General features: G+C 71.1%; 13 protein-coding genes. 6 read left to right on the top strand and 7 right to left on the bottom strand.

Annotated elements, in window-relative coordinates:
• Nucleotides 1-162: 162 nt before the first annotated feature.
• Genes ABZ434_RS22915 through ABZ434_RS22905 form a run of 3 tightly spaced genes read left to right on the top strand, consistent with a single transcriptional unit; the run spans nt 163 to nt 4,411 of the window.
• Complete coding sequence (locus tag ABZ434_RS22915) at nt 163-1,425, top strand: glycosyltransferase (RefSeq protein ID WP_359139824.1); 1,263 nt, start codon at nt 163-165, stop codon at nt 1,423-1,425.
• The gene (locus tag ABZ434_RS22910) at nt 1,422-3,170 is read left to right on the top strand and encodes a lipopolysaccharide biosynthesis protein (RefSeq protein WP_359139822.1); all 1,749 of its coding nucleotides are present in this window, start codon (nt 1,422-1,424) and stop codon (nt 3,168-3,170) included. Before ABZ434_RS22915 ends, ABZ434_RS22910 begins: the two co-directional genes overlap by 4 nt.
• Nucleotides 3,167-4,411, top strand: a complete 1,245-nt coding sequence (locus ABZ434_RS22905) for a hypothetical protein (protein ID WP_359139819.1) — start codon at nt 3,167-3,169, stop codon at nt 4,409-4,411. Before ABZ434_RS22910 ends, ABZ434_RS22905 begins: the two co-directional genes overlap by 4 nt.
• On the opposite strand, the gene ABZ434_RS22900 is transcribed toward ABZ434_RS22905, so the two are convergent.
• A complete protein-coding gene (locus ABZ434_RS22900; protein ID WP_359139978.1) occupies nt 4,380-5,813 on the bottom strand; it encodes a hypothetical protein in 1,434 nt (477 codons plus the stop codon). The genes ABZ434_RS22905 and ABZ434_RS22900 overlap by 32 nt on opposite strands.
• A gap of 197 nt (nt 5,814-6,010) precedes the next feature.
• Here ABZ434_RS22900 and ABZ434_RS22895 point away from each other — a divergent pair, with 197 nt between their 5' ends.
• On the top strand, nt 6,011-7,174 hold the full coding sequence (locus tag ABZ434_RS22895) for a glycosyltransferase (RefSeq protein WP_359139816.1): 1,164 nt from the start codon (nt 6,011-6,013) through the stop codon (nt 7,172-7,174).
• 1 nt (nt 7,175) lies between these two features.
• Here ABZ434_RS22895 and ABZ434_RS22890 read toward each other — a convergent pair whose 3' ends face one another.
• The 5 genes from ABZ434_RS22890 to gmd are packed head-to-tail and all read right to left on the bottom strand — an operon-like array spanning nt 7,176 to nt 14,746.
• Nucleotides 7,176-8,003, bottom strand: coding sequence for a glycosyltransferase family 2 protein (locus ABZ434_RS22890; protein WP_359139813.1), 828 nt, complete (start codon nt 8,001-8,003; stop codon nt 7,176-7,178).
• Nucleotides 8,000-8,698 (bottom strand): hypothetical protein, encoded by a 699-nt coding sequence (locus tag ABZ434_RS22885; RefSeq protein WP_359139811.1) that lies wholly within the window; start codon nt 8,696-8,698, stop codon nt 8,000-8,002. The genes ABZ434_RS22890 and ABZ434_RS22885 overlap by 4 nt, the downstream gene beginning before the upstream one ends.
• Complete coding sequence (locus ABZ434_RS22880; RefSeq protein ID WP_359139975.1) at nt 8,695-10,947, bottom strand: LamG domain-containing protein; 2,253 nt, start codon at nt 10,945-10,947, stop codon at nt 8,695-8,697. Before ABZ434_RS22880 ends, ABZ434_RS22885 begins: the two co-directional genes overlap by 4 nt.
• On the bottom strand, nt 10,947-13,736 hold the full coding sequence (locus tag ABZ434_RS22875; protein WP_359139809.1) for a LamG-like jellyroll fold domain-containing protein: 2,790 nt from the start codon (nt 13,734-13,736) through the stop codon (nt 10,947-10,949). The genes ABZ434_RS22880 and ABZ434_RS22875 overlap by 1 nt, the downstream gene beginning before the upstream one ends.
• Complete coding sequence (gmd, locus tag ABZ434_RS22870; protein WP_359139806.1) at nt 13,733-14,746, bottom strand: GDP-mannose 4,6-dehydratase; 1,014 nt, start codon at nt 14,744-14,746, stop codon at nt 13,733-13,735. The genes ABZ434_RS22875 and gmd overlap by 4 nt, the downstream gene beginning before the upstream one ends.
• A 113-nt stretch (nt 14,747-14,859) precedes the next feature.
• On the opposite strand from gmd, the gene ABZ434_RS22865 reads away from it, so the two are divergent.
• On the top strand, nt 14,860-15,843 hold the full coding sequence (locus ABZ434_RS22865; protein ID WP_359139803.1) for a GDP-L-fucose synthase: 984 nt from the start codon (nt 14,860-14,862) through the stop codon (nt 15,841-15,843).
• A gap of 100 nt (nt 15,844-15,943) precedes the next feature.
• On the opposite strand, the gene ABZ434_RS22860 is transcribed toward ABZ434_RS22865, so the two are convergent.
• Nucleotides 15,944-17,449, bottom strand: coding sequence for a sugar transferase (locus tag ABZ434_RS22860; RefSeq protein WP_359139800.1), 1,506 nt, complete (start codon nt 17,447-17,449; stop codon nt 15,944-15,946).
• Nucleotides 17,450-17,865: 416 nt separating this feature from the next.
• On the opposite strand from ABZ434_RS22860, the gene ABZ434_RS22855 reads away from it, so the two are divergent.
• Nucleotides 17,866-19,125 (top strand): FAD-binding protein, encoded by a 1,260-nt coding sequence (locus ABZ434_RS22855; protein WP_359139798.1) that lies wholly within the window; start codon nt 17,866-17,868, stop codon nt 19,123-19,125.
• The last annotated feature ends 11 nt before the right edge of the window (nt 19,126-19,136 follow it).

Genomic DNA, 19,136 nt, shown 5'->3' with positions numbered 1-19,136 from the left:
TCCGGACATGGCATCCGGTCCGGCGGGATATCGGTATCGGTGTTGATGGTGCAACGACCTTACTGTGAAGACCACTTACGCATCTCGTGAACGGATAAGCTCACTTTTGGGGCTGTTCCTTGGGGGGAACACAGGTGGCTCCGGGGGGAAGGCGATCGTCCGATGACCGAGACAGCACACCACAAGCCGCTCGACGGCCGCCGACTGCTGGTGGTCTCCACGAACTACGCACCCGAGCTCACCGGCATCGGCCCGTACGCGGCCCAGCTCGCCGAGCACTGGGCCCGGTCCGGGGCCGACACCCATGTGCTGACCGGCATGCCGCACTACCCTTCCTGGCGGACCGAGTCGGCGTACCGAGGAGTGTGGCGTACGAAGGAGCAGCGCTCGGGTGTCACCGTCCACCGGCGAAGACACTATGTGCCGTCCCGTCAGAGCGCCCTTCGCAGAGCCGCTTTCGAGGCGAGCGTGCTCGCGCACGGTCTCGCGGCCCCGCCCCCGCTGCGGCCCGATGCGGTGATCTCCCAGCTGCCCAGCCTCGCCGGCGGCGTCATCGGCGCCCGGCTCGCCCGCCGCCACGGCATCCCCTACATACCCGTCGTCCAGGACCTGATGGGCGCCGCGGCGGCGCAGAGCGGTATCCGGGGCGGCGACAGGGCGGCAGCCCTGGCATCCCGGGCCGAGCGGTACGCGCTCACGGCCGCGACACTGGTCGGCGTCATCCACGAGAGCTTCGTACCCCGGGTCACGGCCTACGGAGTGGCCCCGGAACGCATCCGGCTGGTCCCCAACTGGAGCCACGTACCGGCACCCTCCGCGGACCGCGCCACGACCAGGGCCCGCCTCGGCTGGCGGGAGGGCACACCCGTGGTCCTGCACTCCGGCAACATGGGACTCAAACAGGGACTGGAGGTCCTCGTCGACGCGGCACGGCTCGCCCCGGAGATACGCGTGGTGCTGATGGGGGACGGAAATCAGCGTGACGCCCTGCTGGCCCGTGCGTCCGGCCTGCCCAACCTCGACGTCCTGCCGCCCGCCGGTGAGGACGAGTTCACCGACATCCTGGCCGCCGCCGACGTCCTCGCCGTGACCCAGCGCGCGTCCGTGCTGGACATGAGCGTGCCCTCCAAGCTCACCTCGTACTTCGTCACGGGCCGCCCCGTCATCGCCTCCGTGGCCGACGGGGGCGGCACCGCCCTGGAGGTGCAGCGCTCGGGCGCGGGACTCCTCGTCGCCCCCGAGGACCCGGCCGCGGTACTCGCGGCGGTCCGCAAGCTCATCGAGGAACCGGAAGCAGCCGACGAACTCGGCTCCAACGGACCGCGCTACGTGGCCCGCCACCTCGGCCGGGAAGCCGGTCTCGCCCGCTTCGACGCACTGCTCACCGAGGTCCTTCAGGACGCCGAAGGGAGAGACCGCCGATGACCCACCCGATCCGCGCCCTGGAGGACCAGGACGAGCCCGCGCTGCTGCGGGACCAGTTCCGCCAGCTCCTGCGCTACCGCTCCCTGCTCGCGTGCGGGGTCGTCGTCGGACTGCTCGGGGCCGGCTGGCTGGCCCTGAGCGGCGAGGACACCTACACCTCTACCGGCGAAGTCTCGGTGCGCTCCGCCACCTCCGACCCCTTCGCCGCCGGCGCCTCGGCCGACAAGGGCATCAACATCGGCTCCGAGCGCCAGACGGCGGTCAGCGACGCCGTGGGCACCGTCGCCGTCGGTTCCCTGGTCAAGGGCGGCGACGCCGTGGACGTGGGGACGCTGCTCTCCGGGCTCCAGGTCACCAACCCGCCCAACACCCTGGTGCTCAGGTTCTCCTACACCGGCAGCACTCCCGAACTGGCGAAGGCCCGTGCCCAGGCGCTCGCCGAGGCCTATCTGGAGATACGCCGGGAACGCACCGAGAACAGCATCGACAACATGGTCGACGGCTACCGCGCCCAGCTGAAGCCGCTCACCGAGCAGCGTGACCGGCTGGCCGAACAGGAGACCGGCGCCGTGGGCAACGACGTCACCAGCGCCCGCGCCAACCTCATCGTCTCCATCTCCGAACTGAGCCAGAAGATATCGGAGTTGCGGGCCCTGGACACCACACCCGGCTATCTGAACAAGAAGCCCGTCGTACCCGAGGCGCCGAGCGGCGCCGGGCTGCCCCTGCTCCTGGGACTCGGCGGCGTCGTCGGACTCGCGCTCGGCCTGCTGCTGTCCTGGGTGCGGCTCGTCTTCGACCCCGCCGTCCGCTCCACCAGGGAACTCGTCCGCTCGCTCGGCGCCCCCCTGCTCGGCACCCTGCCCAGGGAACGGGCCGCGGCCGGAACCCTGCTCGCCATCGGACGCGGAGGAAGCAGACTGGCCGAGGAGTACCGGGCGGTGGCCTTCCGGCTCGCCTACGACCCCTCGTTCACCGAGCGCCGCCGCATCCTGGTCACGGCGCCCCGTGGCGACAACCGCATGGCGACCGCCGCGGCAGCCAACCTCGCGGCCGCCTTCGCCGAGATGGGGCGCGACGTCCTGCTGGTCGAGGCCGATCTGAGAGCCCCGTCCCTGGCCAGGGAACTGGGTGCGGCGGGCCGTGCCGGCCGGCCCAGCTGGGCCGCCGAACGCGACGAGCGCACCTGGCCCTCCGACAGCCGCACCAACGTGGACGTGCCCGGCTCCGGGGCCTTCGCGCTCGTCGCCGGCCGCCGTACGGACAACGTGCCGCGCGCACTGACCTCCGCGCCCGTCAGTCGCATCCTCGCCGAGGGCGGCCGGCCCGGAGCCGTCGTCATCGTGCTCGCCCCGCCCGTGCTCTCGTACGCCGACGCCGTCGCGCTCATCGACCGCGTCGAGGGCGTCGTGGTGGTCTGCGACCCGCGCGAGGTGCACCGCAGCGACCTGGAGCGGATCCGCGAGATCATCGGCGCCGCGGGCGGCACCGTACTCGGTACCCTGCTCCACCCCGGATACGGACGCCTGGAGCGCCGGGCCCGGCGGAAGGCGGCCAAACGCCCGGGTCGCGGCCGGTCGGCGCTGCCGAACGAGCCGACGGACGGCGCGGAAGCGAGCGGTCCCGACGGGGCGGACGGCGCCGGGCACACCGGCGACCCCACCGAGACGCTCGGCCTGCGCACGCTGGACAGCGGCAACGGACGCGGCGGCAGCGACCACAGCAGTACCGCGGGACACAGATGAGGGCACGCGCCGCGGTCGTCTGCTCGGTCGCGGACCAGGGGGTGGCGGCACTCACCAACATCCTGGTCCTGGTGGTGGCCGCCCGGCTCTCCACCGTCGCCGACTTCGCCCGCTTCTCCGCCGTCTACCTCGTCTTCTCCGTACTGCTGGGAGTGTCCGGTGCCTACACGGGCCAGCCCCTGGTCCTGCGCCGGGGGGCGGGTGACGAAACGCGCGGAGCCTGCCGGTCCGCGGTCCTGCTCACCCTGCTCGTCTCGGCCGTCACCGGCGGCCTGCTCGCCGCCGTCTGCGTACTGCTGCCGGGGGAGACGGCACACGCCCTCACCATGCTGGGGCTCGTGATTCCGGTGGTCCTCGCGCAGGACACGGCGCGCTACGCCTTCGCCACGCTGCACGCCCAGCACCTGGCGCTGGCCGCCGACACGCTCCGGCTGGTCTGCGTCCTCGGGGCGCTGGCCCTGCAGCCGCACGGCGCCCCGGCGGCCCGGCTGGTCCTCGTGTGGGGTCTGTCCGCCCTTCCCGCGCTGGTGCTGTCCGCGGCCGTGCTGCACCGCAGGACGGCCGGCACCCCGGCGCGGCTGAGACCCCTGCTGAGGAAGGGCCACCTCGGGCGGCGGTTCGTCGTCGAGTTCGGCGTGGGCAACGCGACGAGCCAGCTCTCCGTGCTGGGGCTCGGCGCGGTGGGCAACCCCCTCGTCGTCGGCGCCCTGCGCGGCGCCACCACCCTCTTCGGCCCGCTGAACGTGCTGTTCACCTCGGCCACCGGCTTCGGCCCCCCGCTCCTCGGGCGGCTCGCCACCGATCGCCTCAGGGTGCGGGCCACCGCGGCGCTGGCCGGCCTCCTGGCAATCACCGCCGCCGGCTGGGCCACGGTCCTCGCGCTGCTCCCCGACTCGGTCGGCCGTCATCTGCTCGGCGACACCTGGCCGACGGCGGCGGCGCTGCTCCCGGCAACGGGCAGTCAGTACGCCGCCATGGCCGTCGGCACCTGCGGGCTGCTGGCCCTCAGACTGCTGGATCCGCGCACCACACTTCCCATCCAGGTGGTCTTCTCCCTCGCCGCGGTCGCCTTCCTCACCGGCGGCTACCTGCTCGGCGGGGTGACGGGCGCCGCCTGGGGACTGTGCCTGGGATCCGTCTGCAAGGCCGTCGCCACCTGGACCCGGGTGGCCCGCCTCACCCGCCGGGCCGAACAGGGACGTGCCCCGTTCAGCGCGACCGCCGTCGGCTCCGGTCCGTGAAACTCGTGATCAGCACCAGGCACAACGCTGCGATGGCAAGCTTCCCGACGGCCTGGAGCAGCGGCCCGCGCAGAAGGATGAAGGTGTATCCCGCGATCAGTGGCGCAGCGATCGCCAGGACGCTGCCGGGCCCAGGACCGTCCCGCGACACCGCCCTCGCATACCGGCGGTCGGTGCGCGCCGCCGCGTAACCGATCAGGGCGAGCCCGCCGATCAGGCCCGGCGCCCCGAAGTCCACCCAGAGTTCGGTCCACAGGGGCGCCGAGAGGTTGGTCATGTTCATCCCCATCCACTGCCCGACCCGGACCCCGGTGTCCTCCGGCTTCCCGCTCCACGCCCCCCGCGGCACGAAGAAGAAGGCGGAGCCGGCCAGTTGGCGTCCGTAGGTGTGGCCACGGGTGTCCACCCACGAGATGGTGTTGGCGAACATCACCGTCTGGTCGTAGTCCTTGGTGGCCAGCGGCTCGAACACCGACGACGACTGGACCGGCCGGTACCCGGAGTCGTCGTAGCGGAACCTGTCCGCGTACGGGAACAGCACCAGGGCGCCGACCACCCCCATGGCCAGCACCGAGCGGTACATCGCGGCGCTGCTGGGGAAGGCCGTGAACAACAGCGAGACGAGCACCGTCAGGAACCAGTAACGCGCGTTGGATATCGGGTTGTTCACCACGAGGTTGACCGCCGCCAGCGCGATCCACACGAGGACGGTGGACGGCGAGCGCCGGGCCCGGCGCGAGGTCACCAGCCGCCGGGTGTAGAAGAGCAGCGCCAGCAGGGCCGGGACCGTTCCGAAGCCCTTCAGGAACGCCGAGCCCACGTTGGACTCCCCGGACGCGACGCCGCTCTCGGCGACCGACGCACTGATCTCCTGCCTGCTGGAGAAGAACACGGCGGGGCCGCCCAGCTTCAGCACGTAGTATCCGCTCGCCGCGAACGCGACCAGCACCAGCAGCCGCAGCCTGACCGGGTGCGCCGTGGCGGGGCCGCCACGGCCCCCGCGGGCTGTGGTGCGCCGCCGCAGCGGACGCCGGGACGCCAGGAGCGCCCCCAGGTCGAAGGCGGCGCACCCCACCAGGATCAGCGCGATCGCCGTGACCAGATCGGAGCGCGGTCCGACCACCGGCGTCGGTGTCTGCCCGATCACCGCCTGGGCGAACGGCGCCACCCCCATCGCGATGTACACGAACATCCAGAAGACGCCCTGCAGCAGCCGCCGCCGGGTGGACAGGATCATGGTCGCGAGCCGCGCCCCGGCGTAGCACGTCAGTACGAGTTGCAGCCAGTACGCCGTGTCCCGGGATCCGGTGCCCGGCTGGGCGGCGATCAGCGCCGGAAGGAAGCAGACCAGCCCCAGGATGAGCGGCAGGGCCATCGCCCGCGACAGCATCGCCCAGGACATCGGCTTGGCGGGCGGCTCGATCGGACGGCGCGGACCTCCCTCCCGCGAGAGCGCGGGTGGCGGCCCCTCGTGCACGGACGTCATCGTTCCCCCGTTCCGTGAACCATCGAGCCTGTGAACACCTTAACGAATCAACCCACTTGAGGTGATGTGATGACTAGTCTGTGAACAGCCGGCCGAGGTCGAGGGGAACCCTGGTGAAGATCCTGCACATCGTCACGCTGCACACGCCGGACCACGCGTTCGGCGGTCCGACCCGGGTGGCGCTGAACCTTTCGAAGGTCCAGCGCGCCGGGGGTGACGACGCCCGGATCATGGCCCTGGGCGACGGTTTCGCAGGTCCGCTGCCCGACGAGGTGGAGGGGGTGCCCGTCCATCTCTTCCAGGCACGCCACCTGTTGCCGATGTTCGAGGTCAGCGGCATCACCTCCGGAGCCCTCCTGCGGACGGCGCACCGCATGATGCGAGGCGCCGACCTCGTACACGTCCATCTGATGCGCGACCTGGTGACGCTGCCCGCCGCGCTCCTCGCGCTGGCCACCCGCACCCCGCTCGTCGTCCAGACGCACGGCATGGTGGACCCCACCGACAAGCGGGTCGCGCAACTGACCGACCTGCTGGGCGTGCGGAAGGTCCTGCGAGGCGCGGACGCGGTGCTGCACCTGACCGAGGCGGAACGGATCGATGTGAACGCCGTCGCGGCCCCCGTCGCGCTGACCAGGACCGTGCGCCTGGTCAACGGCGTACGCCCGCAGGAGCTCAAGCCCGCCCGGGACCCGGGCCGCCCGCCGAGCGTGCTCTTCCTCGCCCGGATCCAGGAGCGCAAGCGCCCGGAGGACTTCGTGGCCGCGATGCCCGCGGTCCTGGCCAAGCACCCGGACGCACGTTTCGTCCTGGCCGGGCCCGACACCGGCGCACTCCCCGGCACACTGCGGCTGGCCCGTGGCCTCGGCGTGCTGGAGTCCCTCGACCACGTCGGACCACTGGGCCACGAAGAGGTGCTGGCCGCCGGGCGGCAGGCCGATGTCTACGTGCTGCCGTCGATCGAGGAGCCGCTGGGTGTCTCGGTCCTCGAAGCGATGTCCGTCGGGACCCCCGTGGTCATCACCCGCACCTGCGGCCTCGGGCCGGACGTCGCGCAGGCCGGAGCCGGCCGGGTGATCGACAGCCGGGTGGGTGAGGACGAGGCCAACGCGCAGAAGGTGGCACAGGCGGTCCTGGAACTGCTGGAGCCCGAGGCGAACGCCGAAGCGGGGCGGTCCGCCTGGGAGTTGGTCAACGGGGGCTTCACCATCGATGTCGTGACCCGGACGCTCCGGCGGACCTACGAGGACGTGGTGGCCCGCCGGAAGCGCCCGTGACTCATGTCGAGGGTCTCTCCCGCGACTTGAGAGCGATCTGCCACCGGTAGAAGCTCATCGCCAGGGCGAAGTCGAGCCCCGCCCTTCCGTCCAGGAAGCCCCGCCGGTACACGTACATGTACGCGAAGGAGACCAGCGGCTTGAACGGCGCCTTGTGGAACAGCTGCCCCTGACGGGACTTGACCCGGCGCACCTGCTCCTTGACGTCGGGATGGTGCTCCAGCCACGCCTCCCAGTCCGAGTACCTGTTGTGCCGCTCGAACCACGCGGTCACCGGGTCGAGGTCCTGGTGCTCGATCGGGTTGCGGAGTGCTCCCGCGCTCTCCGCGACCGGCTGGTAGTGCCCCTCCACCTCACCGATGCCGGGCGCGTCGAGATCCCCCACCTCCGGGTAGTGGCTGCGCGTGCGGTCGGTCAGTGAGCGCTTGCGGATGGTGTAGCCGTGCCGCAGCCGCTTGCCCGAGAACCAGTACCCCAGCGGTATGTCGTACGCCGCGGGCCTCGGCGCCTCCGGATCGGCGAAGACCTCCCGCAGCTCGGCCAGCAGACCCGGGCTCAGCCGTTCGTCGCCGTCGAGCAGCAGGATCCAGTCCAGGTCCGTACGGACATGGTCAAGGCACCACTGCTTCTTCCTGGGATGTCCGCCGTCCCAGGTGTACATGACGACCTCGGCCCCGCACTCCGCGGCGATCTTCGCCGTGTCGTCGGTGCTGTGCGAGTCGACGACGACGACCGCCTCGAAGTGGCCGAGCACCGACTTCACCGCCTCGGCGATGTTGAGCCCCTCGTTCTTCGTGGGGATGGCCACGGCTATCGGCAGTCTGGTCATCGGTTGTCTCCTTCGGGCAGCCAGGCGTAGCAGCCTGTGGAGGTGAAGGCGCGGGCCGCGGTCGCAATCGTGATCACGGTCCGCTTCCCGTCGTCGGACGAGCCCGACGCCAGGACCTTGCCGTTCGCGCCGGTGACCTGCCAGCTGCAGGCCTTGGTGGGGGAGACGTCGCGGTAGCGCCCCGGCCGCAGCTGCTTGCCCTGGTGCGTGCCATCGGCGTACCCCAGGGACGCCCGCTCCAGCAGGTCCTTGTGCTGGACGCACAGGTGCTCGACGGCGGGCTTCGCGTCGGCGATCTCACCCGTGAGGATCGCGCCGGCCGCCGTGTCCCGGTCCACCTTGACGAGGTACGTCAGCCGGTCGCACGTCTCCTGTCCGGTCTGGAGCACTGCGGCGGGGTCCATGCCCTTGGGCACCCGGTCGACGAGGTAGCCCTTCTGCTTCTTCGTGAACGTGCCGGTGGCCGGGGTGAGCTGGTCGGTGGGCACCTTCGGGGGTTCGCTGGTGGGGGAGGGGGAGGCCTGCGGCCCCGTGGAGGCGGTACTCCCGGCTCCGGCCTCCGGCCCCGACGAGACCGCCGGGGCGGCACCCGTCGTCCTCTCCCCGCCTCCGTCGTCGGAGGGCGAACCGCAGGCGGCCAGCGCCGCCGCCATCACGACGACGGCGGCGGCGCCGGCCAGGGACGGATACCTCATCCACCCGTCCTCAGCGCGTAGTGGGCGGTGATCTTCGAGCTGCTCAGCACACTCGGGTAGACCGCCGTCTCGTCGACCTGCCCGGCGAAGAAGTTGCTCGTGGGGCGGTTGGGCCAGCCGGACAGGTTGTCCCCGCCGACCCGCCAGTAGCCCTGATAGTTCCGGTTGCCGGTGTACAGCGGATTGGTGGCGCGGAGCTGCCCGTCGACGTACAGAGCCACACCTCCGGAGCCCTGGGTGGCCACCACATGGTGCCAGGCCCCGTCGTTGTAGGCGGCGGAGGTGGCCACAGCCCGGTAGCCCCCGCTGTAGACCCCGAAACTCAGACGTCCGTCGTTGCGCATGTACAGGTGCTTGTCGTGCTGGCCGCTGAGTTCCATGGTCAGATTGCCGAGGCCGATGATGTTCCCTCCCCGCGTGGTCGTCGTCTTGATCCACGTCTCCACCGAGAACGTGGCAGGTGAGGGCTGCGGCCTGTTTCCGTACGCGTACTCGTCGGTGCCGTTGAAGCCGATGGCGGTCGACGGTCCGGCGATCGCGGCCGGAGCCTGCCGGTAGGAGGGAGCGTTGCGCAGGAAGCCGTTGTTCAGATTCCCCGAGGCATCGGCGGCGAACGTCGAGGTCGCTTCGTCGTAGCGCCAGTACAACGACGCACCGTCGGCGATCACCCTGGCGGGATACGCCTCCGCCGCGGACGCCACGACCGCGGTCACCGCCGGCGACTTGGCGCTGGTGCTGGTGCCGTCGCTCGCGCTGATCCGATAGGTGTGCGTCTCACCCGGGGCGACGTCCGTGTCCTTCCAGGTGAGTTGCGGGCGGTTCCAGAACACCGAGAAGCCCGTGGTGGTGTGCACCGGCGTACTCGCGCCGTCCTTGTAGATCCGGTACGTCAGCTCCCCGTCGTCGGTGTCGAAACTCGTCTGCCAGTTCACGTCCACCTCGCCGGGCCGGACCGTGGAGACACTGGCGTTGGGCACCCAGGGCGCTCCCGTGTCGGGGCCGTCGGCGAACCGGGTGAGGCCCTGCTGGGCCGAGCCGTTGACGGTGGTGAACTCGCCGCCCACCCACAGATAGTGACGGCCGCCCTTGTCCGTCTGGGCCATCGAGCGCGGACCGACCGGTTCGCCGATGCCGTCATTGGTGTCCGGGAACCAGGGCAGCAGCTTCGGGTCGTCGACCGCCTGGGCCAGCAGGTGCTTACGCGGCTGGTCGGGGAACTCGCCCATGGAAGCGCAGTCATGGGCGTGACTGCCGCTGTACAGCACGCCGTCGTGCACCAGGATCGCCTGGGTGGCACCCAGACACGTGTCGCGCCAGACCTGCGAGAACGTGCTCAGGTCGAGTGCGATGCGGCCGTCGAAGACGCCACCGCCGGTGCCCTCGTTGGCGGTGTAGAACTGAGTGGCGTCCGAGGTGAGGTCCTGCACCGTCGAGGTGTTCGGAATGAATCCCGGATAGCTCTTGTCCAGGGCCCCCGTGGTGGCGTCCACCACGGCCAGCGCGTGCGAGTTCGTCCCGTTGACGGTGAAGAAGTCGCCCCCGATCAGCACGTGTTGCCCGTCGGGGGTGACCTCCACGGCTCTGCCGACCTCGTCCGTGTTCGCGGTGAACGGCTTGAGCTGGGCGCCGGTGGTCACGGCTGCGAACTTGTTCCGGGTCTGCCCGGCGACGCTGTTGAAGTCCCCGCCGAGATACACGGTGTCGTCGGTGACGGCCAACGCCCGCACGGTCGCGGACACGGCGACCTTGAAGTCCCCGCGCGGAGTGCAGGTGGCCGTGTCGATGGCCGCGATGTTACTGACGCCGACCCCGTTGACGGAGCCGAACTGACCGCCCGCGTAGAGCGTGTCACCATCCGGGGAGAGGACGAGGGAGCGCACGGTCGCGGTTCCGGAGGAGAGGGTGAACGACAGGCTGCAGCCCGTCGGTGCGCCGGTCGCGGCGTCGAACGCGGCGAAGTTCACCGCAGGCTGCTCCGACGTGCCGGCCGCCGCGTCCGGCGGCCGCACGGTGGAGAAGGTGCCGCCCGCGTAGACCACCCCGTCGGCGGAGGCGGCCATCGACCAGACGATGCCGTTGGTCTGCCAGGTGGACAGATCGTCCGCGGTGATCGAGACCGGCGGGGTGAGGGCTGCTGCCGGGGAACCCCCGGCAGCGGCGCTCAGCGCTCCGGCGAGCAGGCAGAGCGCGGCGGCCGCCGCACGCGTGCGGCCGCGGGCGCCCGGACTGCGCCCCGTACTTTCGTTCATCATTCAGCTCCGAAGGTGAGAACGAGCTGCGGCCGGTAGGCCGCGGTTGCGACTTCGCTGGACCAGATGCGGAGGCTGTCCGCACCGTTGTTGGTGACAGCGAGTGAGTAGGAGGAGCCCAGGGCTCCGCCCAGAACCGGCGCGTTCAGCTCCACCGTGTAGTCGGTGGAGACGGCGGTTGCGCCGGAGATCGTCCCCAGCACCGTCGGGGCGAGCGACGGGCGGGTGGTGTAGGTGACCGCGGCCTCGGTCCACGCGCCGGTGACCGGCACGATCGTGTGGGGTTCGGCCGAGCCCGCCGTGGAGTCCGACGAGGTACGGAAGTCCAGCCGGGCACTCTTGAGCTCCTGCCCGGCCGGTGCGGCGGGCAGGGCGAAGCGGAGGTAGCCGAGGTACGGCGTGCTTCCCCGGGAGGCGAGCTGGTTGTCGTTGTAGGTGGTGTTCGCGGCGACCCCGTTGACGTACGCGTCCTCCGTCGGCGTCAGCGTGACCGTGGTGTCCCCGGGACCGGAGGGGGTGTCCGCCAGGTCGTGGTGGGTGGCCACCTGGGCGGCGCTCAGCGCCGACGGGTAGACCGCCGTCTCGTCGACCTGCCCCGCGAAGTAGGTGCTGGTGGGACGGTTGGGCCAGGCGGTGGCCATGGCGTCCCCGCCGACGCGCCAGTACCCGTTGTACGAGCGGTTGCCGGTGGTGGCGTTGGTGCCGACCTGGGTACCGTCCACGTACAACCGCATACCGGACGGCCCCTGGGTGGCGACCGCGTGGTGCCAGACGTTGTCGTTGTACGACGCGGCCGAGGTGATCGTGGGGCGGCTGCTGGAGCTGCCGACCTGGACACCGAAGGCGAGGCGTCCGTTGTCGGTGAGGTAGAGGATCTTGTCGGAGATGCCGCTGGTGTGCCCCTGGGCGGTGCCGATGTTGCTCCCGTACCCGACGATCCGCCCGCCGCGGGTGGTGTTCGTACGGAACCACGTCTCGATGGAGTACGGGGTGGGCGAGGTGTAGCGGTGCAGACGGTCGCTGTAGACGTACTCGTCGGTGCCGTTGAGGGCGAGTGCGGTGGAGCCGGTCACGGCGGACGGCGTCGAACGGTACGACGGCGCGTTCATGTACACCCCGCCGTCGTCGGCTGAGGAGGCGTCGGAGGCGAACGCGCCGCCCGCCTCGTCGTATCGCCAGTAGAGATCCGCCCCGTCGGCGAGCACCCGCTCCGCGTACGGACCGGCCGAACCGGACGCTGTGACGGAGACGTTGGCGGAGAGGGCGCTGGTGTTGGTGCCGTCGCTCGCGGTGATCCGGTACGCGTAACTGCGGCCCGCCACCACGCCGGTGTCGGTGAAGGTCAGCTGCGGCCGGCTGAAGAAGAGCGAGGAGCCCGTCGTCGTGTGGACCGGCGTCGTGCCACCGTCGCGGTACACCCGGTAGGTGAGCCGGCTGTCGTCCAGGTCCAGGCTCGAACGCCAGCTCACACGTACTTCACCGGCTCGCGGTGCGGAGAGGCTGACCACCGGCGCGGACGGCGCCCCGGTGTCGGGGGAGTCGGCGAATCTGGTCAGAGCCTGCTGTGCGACACCGTTGACCGTGGTGAACTCGCCGCCCACCCAAAGGAAAGTGCGACCGTCGCGGGACGAGACCGTCAGCGCGCGCGGCCCCACCGGCTCACCGATGCCGTCATTGGTGTCCGGCAGCCACCCGAGCATCGCCGGATCGTCGACGGCTTGCGCGGTCAGGTGCTTGCGGACCTGGTTGGGGAAGCCGCCCATGGTGGAGCAGTCGTGGACATGGCTCCCCGCGTACAGCACCCCCCGGTAGACCCGCAGCGCCTGCGTGGCACCCTGACAGGTGTCGCGCCAGCGCTGGTCGAACGTGGTGAGATCCATCGCGAGCCGCCCGTCGAACGAGGCGCCGCCGGCCCCCTCGCCGCCCACGTACCAGCCCCCGGACACGGAGTCGGTCACGATGTCCTTGATCACGGCGGACGACGGGATGAAGCCGTTCGGGTACGCGCGGGTCAGCGCGCCCGTACCGGCGGCGGTCACCGCGAGCGCGTGCGAGTTCGCGCCGCCCACCGTGACGAAGTCCCCGCCGATCAGCACGCTCTGCCCGTCAGGAGTGACCTTCAGGGTCCGCCCGGGATCATCGGCGTCCGGATTCCAGGCCGTCAGCGCCCCCGTGGCCGTGACCGCGCCGAAGAAGCGGCGGGTCTGTCCGTTGACGCTCTGGAAGTCGCCGCCCGCGTAGACGGTGCCGTTCGCCGCCACGTCGAGCGCCCGCACGGTCGCCCCGAACTCCGGGGCGAACCCTGAACGCAGGCTGCAGGTAGCGGTGTTGATGGCGACCAGGCCGTTGGCGGGGCTCCCGTTCACCGCGTTGAAGTAGCCGCCCGCGTACAACGTGGACCTGTCGGCGGAGACCGCCAGCGCCCGCACCGTCGCGGTGCCGCTGGAGCGGGTGAAGGAGAGCGAGCACCCGGTGGGCGCCCCGGTGGCCGCGTTAAACGCGGCGAAGTTGACGGCCGACGTGGTGTTGCTCCCGGCGGGGGAGCCGGCCGGGCGGACGTTGGTGAAGGTGCCGCCCGCGTAGACGACCCCGTTCGCCTCGGCGAGCGACCAGACGATGCCGTTGGTCTGGTACGTGGCGAGGTTGTCGGCGGTGAAGCCGACGGGCGGAGTGAGCGCGGCGGCCGGGGGGACGGTCACCGCGGAGGCGGTCAGGACCCCGGCCGCGAGGGCCAGGACGGCGGCGAAGACACCACCGCGGCTGCGTCTGAGACGTCGGGGGCGGCTCATCGGTCCACCCGCACGGCCGCCCCGGTGAGCTGGTCGGTCAGCTGCCGGACATCGGCGTCCACCATGATCCGGGCCAGCTCCCGCGACTTCACAGCGGGCTTCCAGCCCAGCATCTCCGCGGCCTTGGACGCGTCCCCGATCAGCGCGTCGACCTCGCTGGGCCGCTCGTACTTGGCGTCGTAGCGCACGTGCTCGCGCCAGTCGAGACCGGCGTGCTCGAAGGCGTACTCCAGGAACTGCCGGACACTGACGCCCTCACCGGTCGCCACCACGTAGTCGTCCGGGGTCTCGCACTGGAGCATCCGCCACATCGCGTCGACGTACTCGGGTGCGTACCCCCAGTCGCGCACCGCGTCCAGGTTCCCCAGGTGCAGATGCGTCTGCAGACCCGCCTTGATCCGGGCCACCCCGCGGGTGATCTTCCGGGTCACGAAGGTCTCCCCGCGACGCGGCGACTCATGGTTGAACAGGATGCCGTTGACCGCGAACATTCCGTACGCCTCACGGTAGTTGACGGTCGCCCAGTACGAGTAGACCTTGGCCACGCTGTACGGGCTGCGCGGGTGGAACGGCGTCTTCTCGTTCTGCGGCGGCGGGTTGGCGCCGAACATCTCCGACGAGGACGCCTGGTACACCCGGGTGTCGATGCCGCTGGCACGTACGGCCTCCAGCAGCCGGATCGTGCCCAGACCGGTGATGTCGCCCGTGTACAGCGGGGCGTCGAAGGAGACCCGGACGTGCGACTGCGCGCCGAGGTTGTAGACCTCGTCGGGACGGATGTCGCGCAGCAGGTTCACCAGCGCGACCCCGTCGGCGAGATCGGCGTGGTGCAGCACGAACGAGCGGTTCTCCTCCTCCGGCCCCTGGTAGATGTGGTCGATCCGCTCCGTGTTGAAACTCGACGAACGGCGTATGAGGCCGTGGACCGTGTATCCCTTCTGGAGCAGCAGCTCGGACAGGTACGAACCGTCCTGTCCGGTCACGCCGGTGATGAGCGCGGTCTTCGCCACGTCTCCCCCTTCTGTGGTCGCCTGAAAGGCGGTCGGTCAACCGAAATTTCAGAGTTTGAGCGATCTGCGGCAAAGCGTCCCCGCGTCATGGAGCTGCTGGCACAATCCGAGCCATGACGACTGATCTCCCCGGCCCTCCCCAGGAATCCGTCCCGTCCCTGCTACGCCCCGGCGCCCGGGTGTTCGTCGCCGGCCACCGCGGTCTGGTGGGTTCGGCGCTGGTGCGCCGCCTGACCGCCGACGGCCATGAAGCGATCACCCGCGGGCGCGACCTCCTCGATCTGCGCGACGCCGGGCGGACCGCCGCCTTTCTGCGCGAGACGCGCCCCGACGCCGTGGTGCTGGCCGCTGCCAAGGTCGGCGGAATCATGGCCAACAGCACCTATCCCGTGCAGTTCATCGAGGACAATCTGCACATCCAGCTGAGTGTGATCGCGGGCGCGCACGCCGCCGGGACCGAGCGGCTGCTCTTCCTCGGCTCGTCCTGCATCTATCCCAGACTTGCCCCGCAGCCCATCCCCGAGACCGCGCTCCTCACCGGCCCGCTGGAGCCGACCAACGAGGCCTACGCCCTCGCGAAGATCGCCGGAATCGTGCAGACCCAGTCCTACCGCCGCCAGTACGGCGCCGCCTACATCAGCGCCATGCCCACCAACCTCTACGGACCGGGCGACAACTTCGATGTGGAGACCTCCCACGTCCTGCCCGCGCTGATCCGCCGCTTCCACGAGGCGCGGCAGAGCGACGCCCCTGCCGTGACGCTCTGGGGCTCGGGCAGCCCCCGCCGGGAATTCCTGCACGTCGACGACCTGGCCGCCGCCTGCGTACTGCTGCTGGAGCGGTACGACGGTGACGCACCCGTCAACGTCGGCACCGGCGAGGACCTCACGATCCGCGAACTGGCTGCGCTCGTGGGTGAGGTGACGTCTTATCAGGGGCGGGTCGAGTGGGACACGGCCAAGCCGGACGGCACCCCCCGCAAGCTCCTGGACGTGTCCCGGCTGTCCTCCCTCGGCTTCGAACCGCAGGTCCCGCTGCGTGACGGAATCGCACGGACCTATGCCTGGTGGCTGGAACAGCAGGGCGCACAGGTCTGACCGCCCCCCGGGGCCGGGCCCCGGGGCCGGGTGGACGGCCGCGGTGGTGCGGCCCTCCACCCGGCGCTCCCTCTTCCCTCTCATCCGACCCGGCCCGCCCTCAGTAGGCCCCGCGGCCGTCGGTGACGGCACGCAGCGTTCGGGCCATGAGTCCCACGTCGGTGGCCACGGACCAGTTGTCGACGTACCACAGGTCCAGCGAGACGGTCTCCTGCCAGGACAGGTCGGACCGTCCGCTGACCTGCCAGAGGCCGGTCAGCCCCGGCCTGACCGCGAGCCGCCTCAGCTCACGCTCGTCGTAGCGTGACACCTCGTCCGGCAGCGGCGGCCGCGGGCCGACCAGGGACATGTCACCCATGAGCACGTTGAAGAGCTGGGGCAGCTCGTCGAGGGACGAGCGGCGCAGCAGCCGGCCGACACGGGTCACCCGGGGGTCCCGGCGCATCTTGAACATCGGACCGTCGTTCTCGTTCGACGTCACCAGCTGCGCCTTGTGCTGTTCGGCGTCCACCACCATCGTGCGGAACTTCCACATGGTGAACGGCTGATTGTGCTGACCCTGACGGACCTGCCGGTGGAAGACCGGCCCGGCCGACGTGAACCGGACCGCGGCCGCGACCACGACCAGCAGCGGGGCCAGGGCGAACAGGCCGAGAGCGGCGCCGGTGCGGTCCACCGCGGCCTTGAGGGCCTGCTGCGGGCCGCGCCGCAGCGGCGGCACTATGTGGAGCAGGGTCAGTCCGGCGGCCGACGAGGTCCGGACCCGGCTCTCGGCGATCTCGGAGAGGTGCGACAGTACCGACAGGTCGAGCCCGCCGTCGTGCAGTCCCCAGGACAGCTGTCGTATCCGCTCCTCGGCGAGCTGCGGTCCCGGCACCACCAGGGCCAGGTCCGCCTCGTGCGCGAACGCCGCTCCCAGGACGGTCGAGGCGTCGTCGTCGGCCGGCTGCGGCGCGAGCCGCCCCGGCATCGGGGCCTCGCAGGACAGGGTCGCCGTCCCCACGGGCACCGCTGCCACCACGAGGTAGCCGTGATCCGCGCGGGAGCTCAGCATCCGCACGGCCCGGTCCACCCCCGAGGCCTCACCGACCACCAGTACCCGCCGGACCGGCCGGCGCCGCCAGGGCCACGGAAGCCGCCGTGCCCCGGAAGCCGCAGCCGTGGCCAGCAGACCCGGGATCAGTGCCACGACGGCCGTCGCCGGATCGATGGTGCCGTCGGCCACGGTCCAGAGCACGGCCATCAGCCCGATGAGCAGCAGCCAGTCCCCGGCGGCGGTCAGCGCACCCGGAGGCCGTCCCACCGCGCCGCGCACCGCGTACCGGCCGCGCGCGGCCCGAACGCCGGACCACACGATCGCGGCGGCCGCAGCACCGGCCAGGGCCCTGGGCTGTCCGTCGGTGCGCAGGACGAGCCAGGCGGGAATCCCCAGGCCGAAGAGGTCGAAGCCGATGACGAGTGGCAGGTACCGGCCCGGTCTGTGCTTCGGCCCGGGCCGGACGAGACGGTCGCGCTGTACGGTCGGGCCGTGCCGCAGGCGGTCGAACTCCTGTCGGCGAGGCCGGTGCGAAGCAGTCCGTGGACGAGGCGCCCCCGCCAGTCCCACGGGTCCTGATATTTCGGATTCGGGTAGCTCGACATGCCCCATGAACCCCCCAGTCACAGTTGCATCTCCACAAACGGGGCGCATCCGCCGATCCTGTGGACTGACGGATGCGCCCTCGCTCGGTGCACGATATCCACACACGTGCCATTTCGCTGGAGTTCCAGTGAAGTTCAGACAGGCGAATCGGCCCGGGACTCGTCCCGTTCCGTACTGGATCTCAGGTTCTGTGGGCGGCTGTTGGTATTTGGGACGCACCGGAACCGGATGGTGTGCGGATATGTACGGCTGACCGCCAACTACGCTACGTGTCCGTCGGGTTGAGGGAACAGCCTGCTCGCCGCCGCGAGCCCCGCCGCCGTCTGGGAGAATGTGGTGCCGGGGGACAGCGCCCGGCACGAGCGAAAGAGGAACGCACGGTGACTCCCGCGGAGACGAACTGGGCCGGCAACATCACGTTCGGCGCGAGAAGGCTGTGCATACCCCGTAGCGAGGCCGAACTGCGGGAGACGGTCGCCGCCTCCACCACGGTGCGTGCGCTGGGTACCCGGCACTCGTTCAACACGGTCGCCGACACCTCCGGGGACCTCGTCTCGGTGGCCGGGCTGCCGCGAGTGGTCGACATCGACCGGGCGGCGCGGACGGTCACGGTCAGCGCGGGGCTGCGCTTCGGCGAGTTCGCCGGTGAGCTGAACGAGAGCGGCTTCGCGCTGCACAATCTGGGCTCGCTGCCGCACATCTCGGTGGCCGGTGCCTGTGCGACCGGAACCCACGGTTCGGGTGTCGGCAACCGCTCCCTCGCCGGGGCCGTCGGGGCCCTGGAGATGGTGACGGCGGACGGCGGGACGGTCACCCTGCGGCGCGGCGACGCGGACTTCCCGGGTGCGGTGGTGTCCATGGGCGCGCTCGGCGTCGTGACCCGGCTGACCCTGGACCTGGTGCCCGCGTTCGACGTCCGGCAGTGGGTCTACGAGGACCTGCCCGAGTCCGTGCTGAGCGGCCGGTTCGACGAGGTGATGTCGGCCGCGTACAGCGTCAGCGTCTTCACCGACTGGCGTCCGGGGCCCGTGGGCCAGGTGTGGCTCAAGCAGCGGGTGGGCGACGAGGGCACGCAGGAGGCCCCGGCCGCATGGCTCGGCGCCCGGCTCGCGGACGGCCCGCGCCACCCGATCCCCGGAGTTCCGGCCGGGAACTGCACGCGCCAGCAGGGTGCCCCCGGGCCGTGGCACCAGCGGCTGCCGCACTTCCGGCTGGAGTTCACCCCCAGCAACGGCGACGAGCTGCAGTCCGAGTACTTCGTGGCCCGCAAGGACGCCGCGGCCGCGTACGAAGCCGTGGGCCGGCTCCGGGACCGGATCTCCCCGCTGCTCCAGATCTCCGAGATCCGCACCGTGGCCGGCGACGGCCTGTGGCTGAGCCCCGCGTCCGGCCGGGACTCGGTGGCCTTCCACTTCACCTGGGTCCCCGTCGGCGCCGCCGTCGCGCCGGTGCTCGGGGAGATCGAGGAGGCGCTGGCCCCGTTCGGTGCCCGCCCGCACTGGGGCAAGGTCTTCGGCACAGCTCCCGATCTCCTGCGCACGCTGTACGGGCAGTACGAGGACTTCGAGAAGCTGATGGCCCGCTACGACCCCTCAGGGACCTTCCGCAACGACTTCCTGGACCGGCACTTCCGGCGCTGACCGGCCCGCTT

It is taken from the genome of Streptomyces sp. NPDC005761 (assembly GCF_040630635.1).
In the GTDB taxonomy this organism is placed as follows: Bacteria; Actinomycetota; Actinomycetes; order Streptomycetales; family Streptomycetaceae; genus Streptomyces.
Note: the sequence above shows the minus strand (reverse complement) of the source record. Positions and strands in the feature narration are given on the sequence as shown.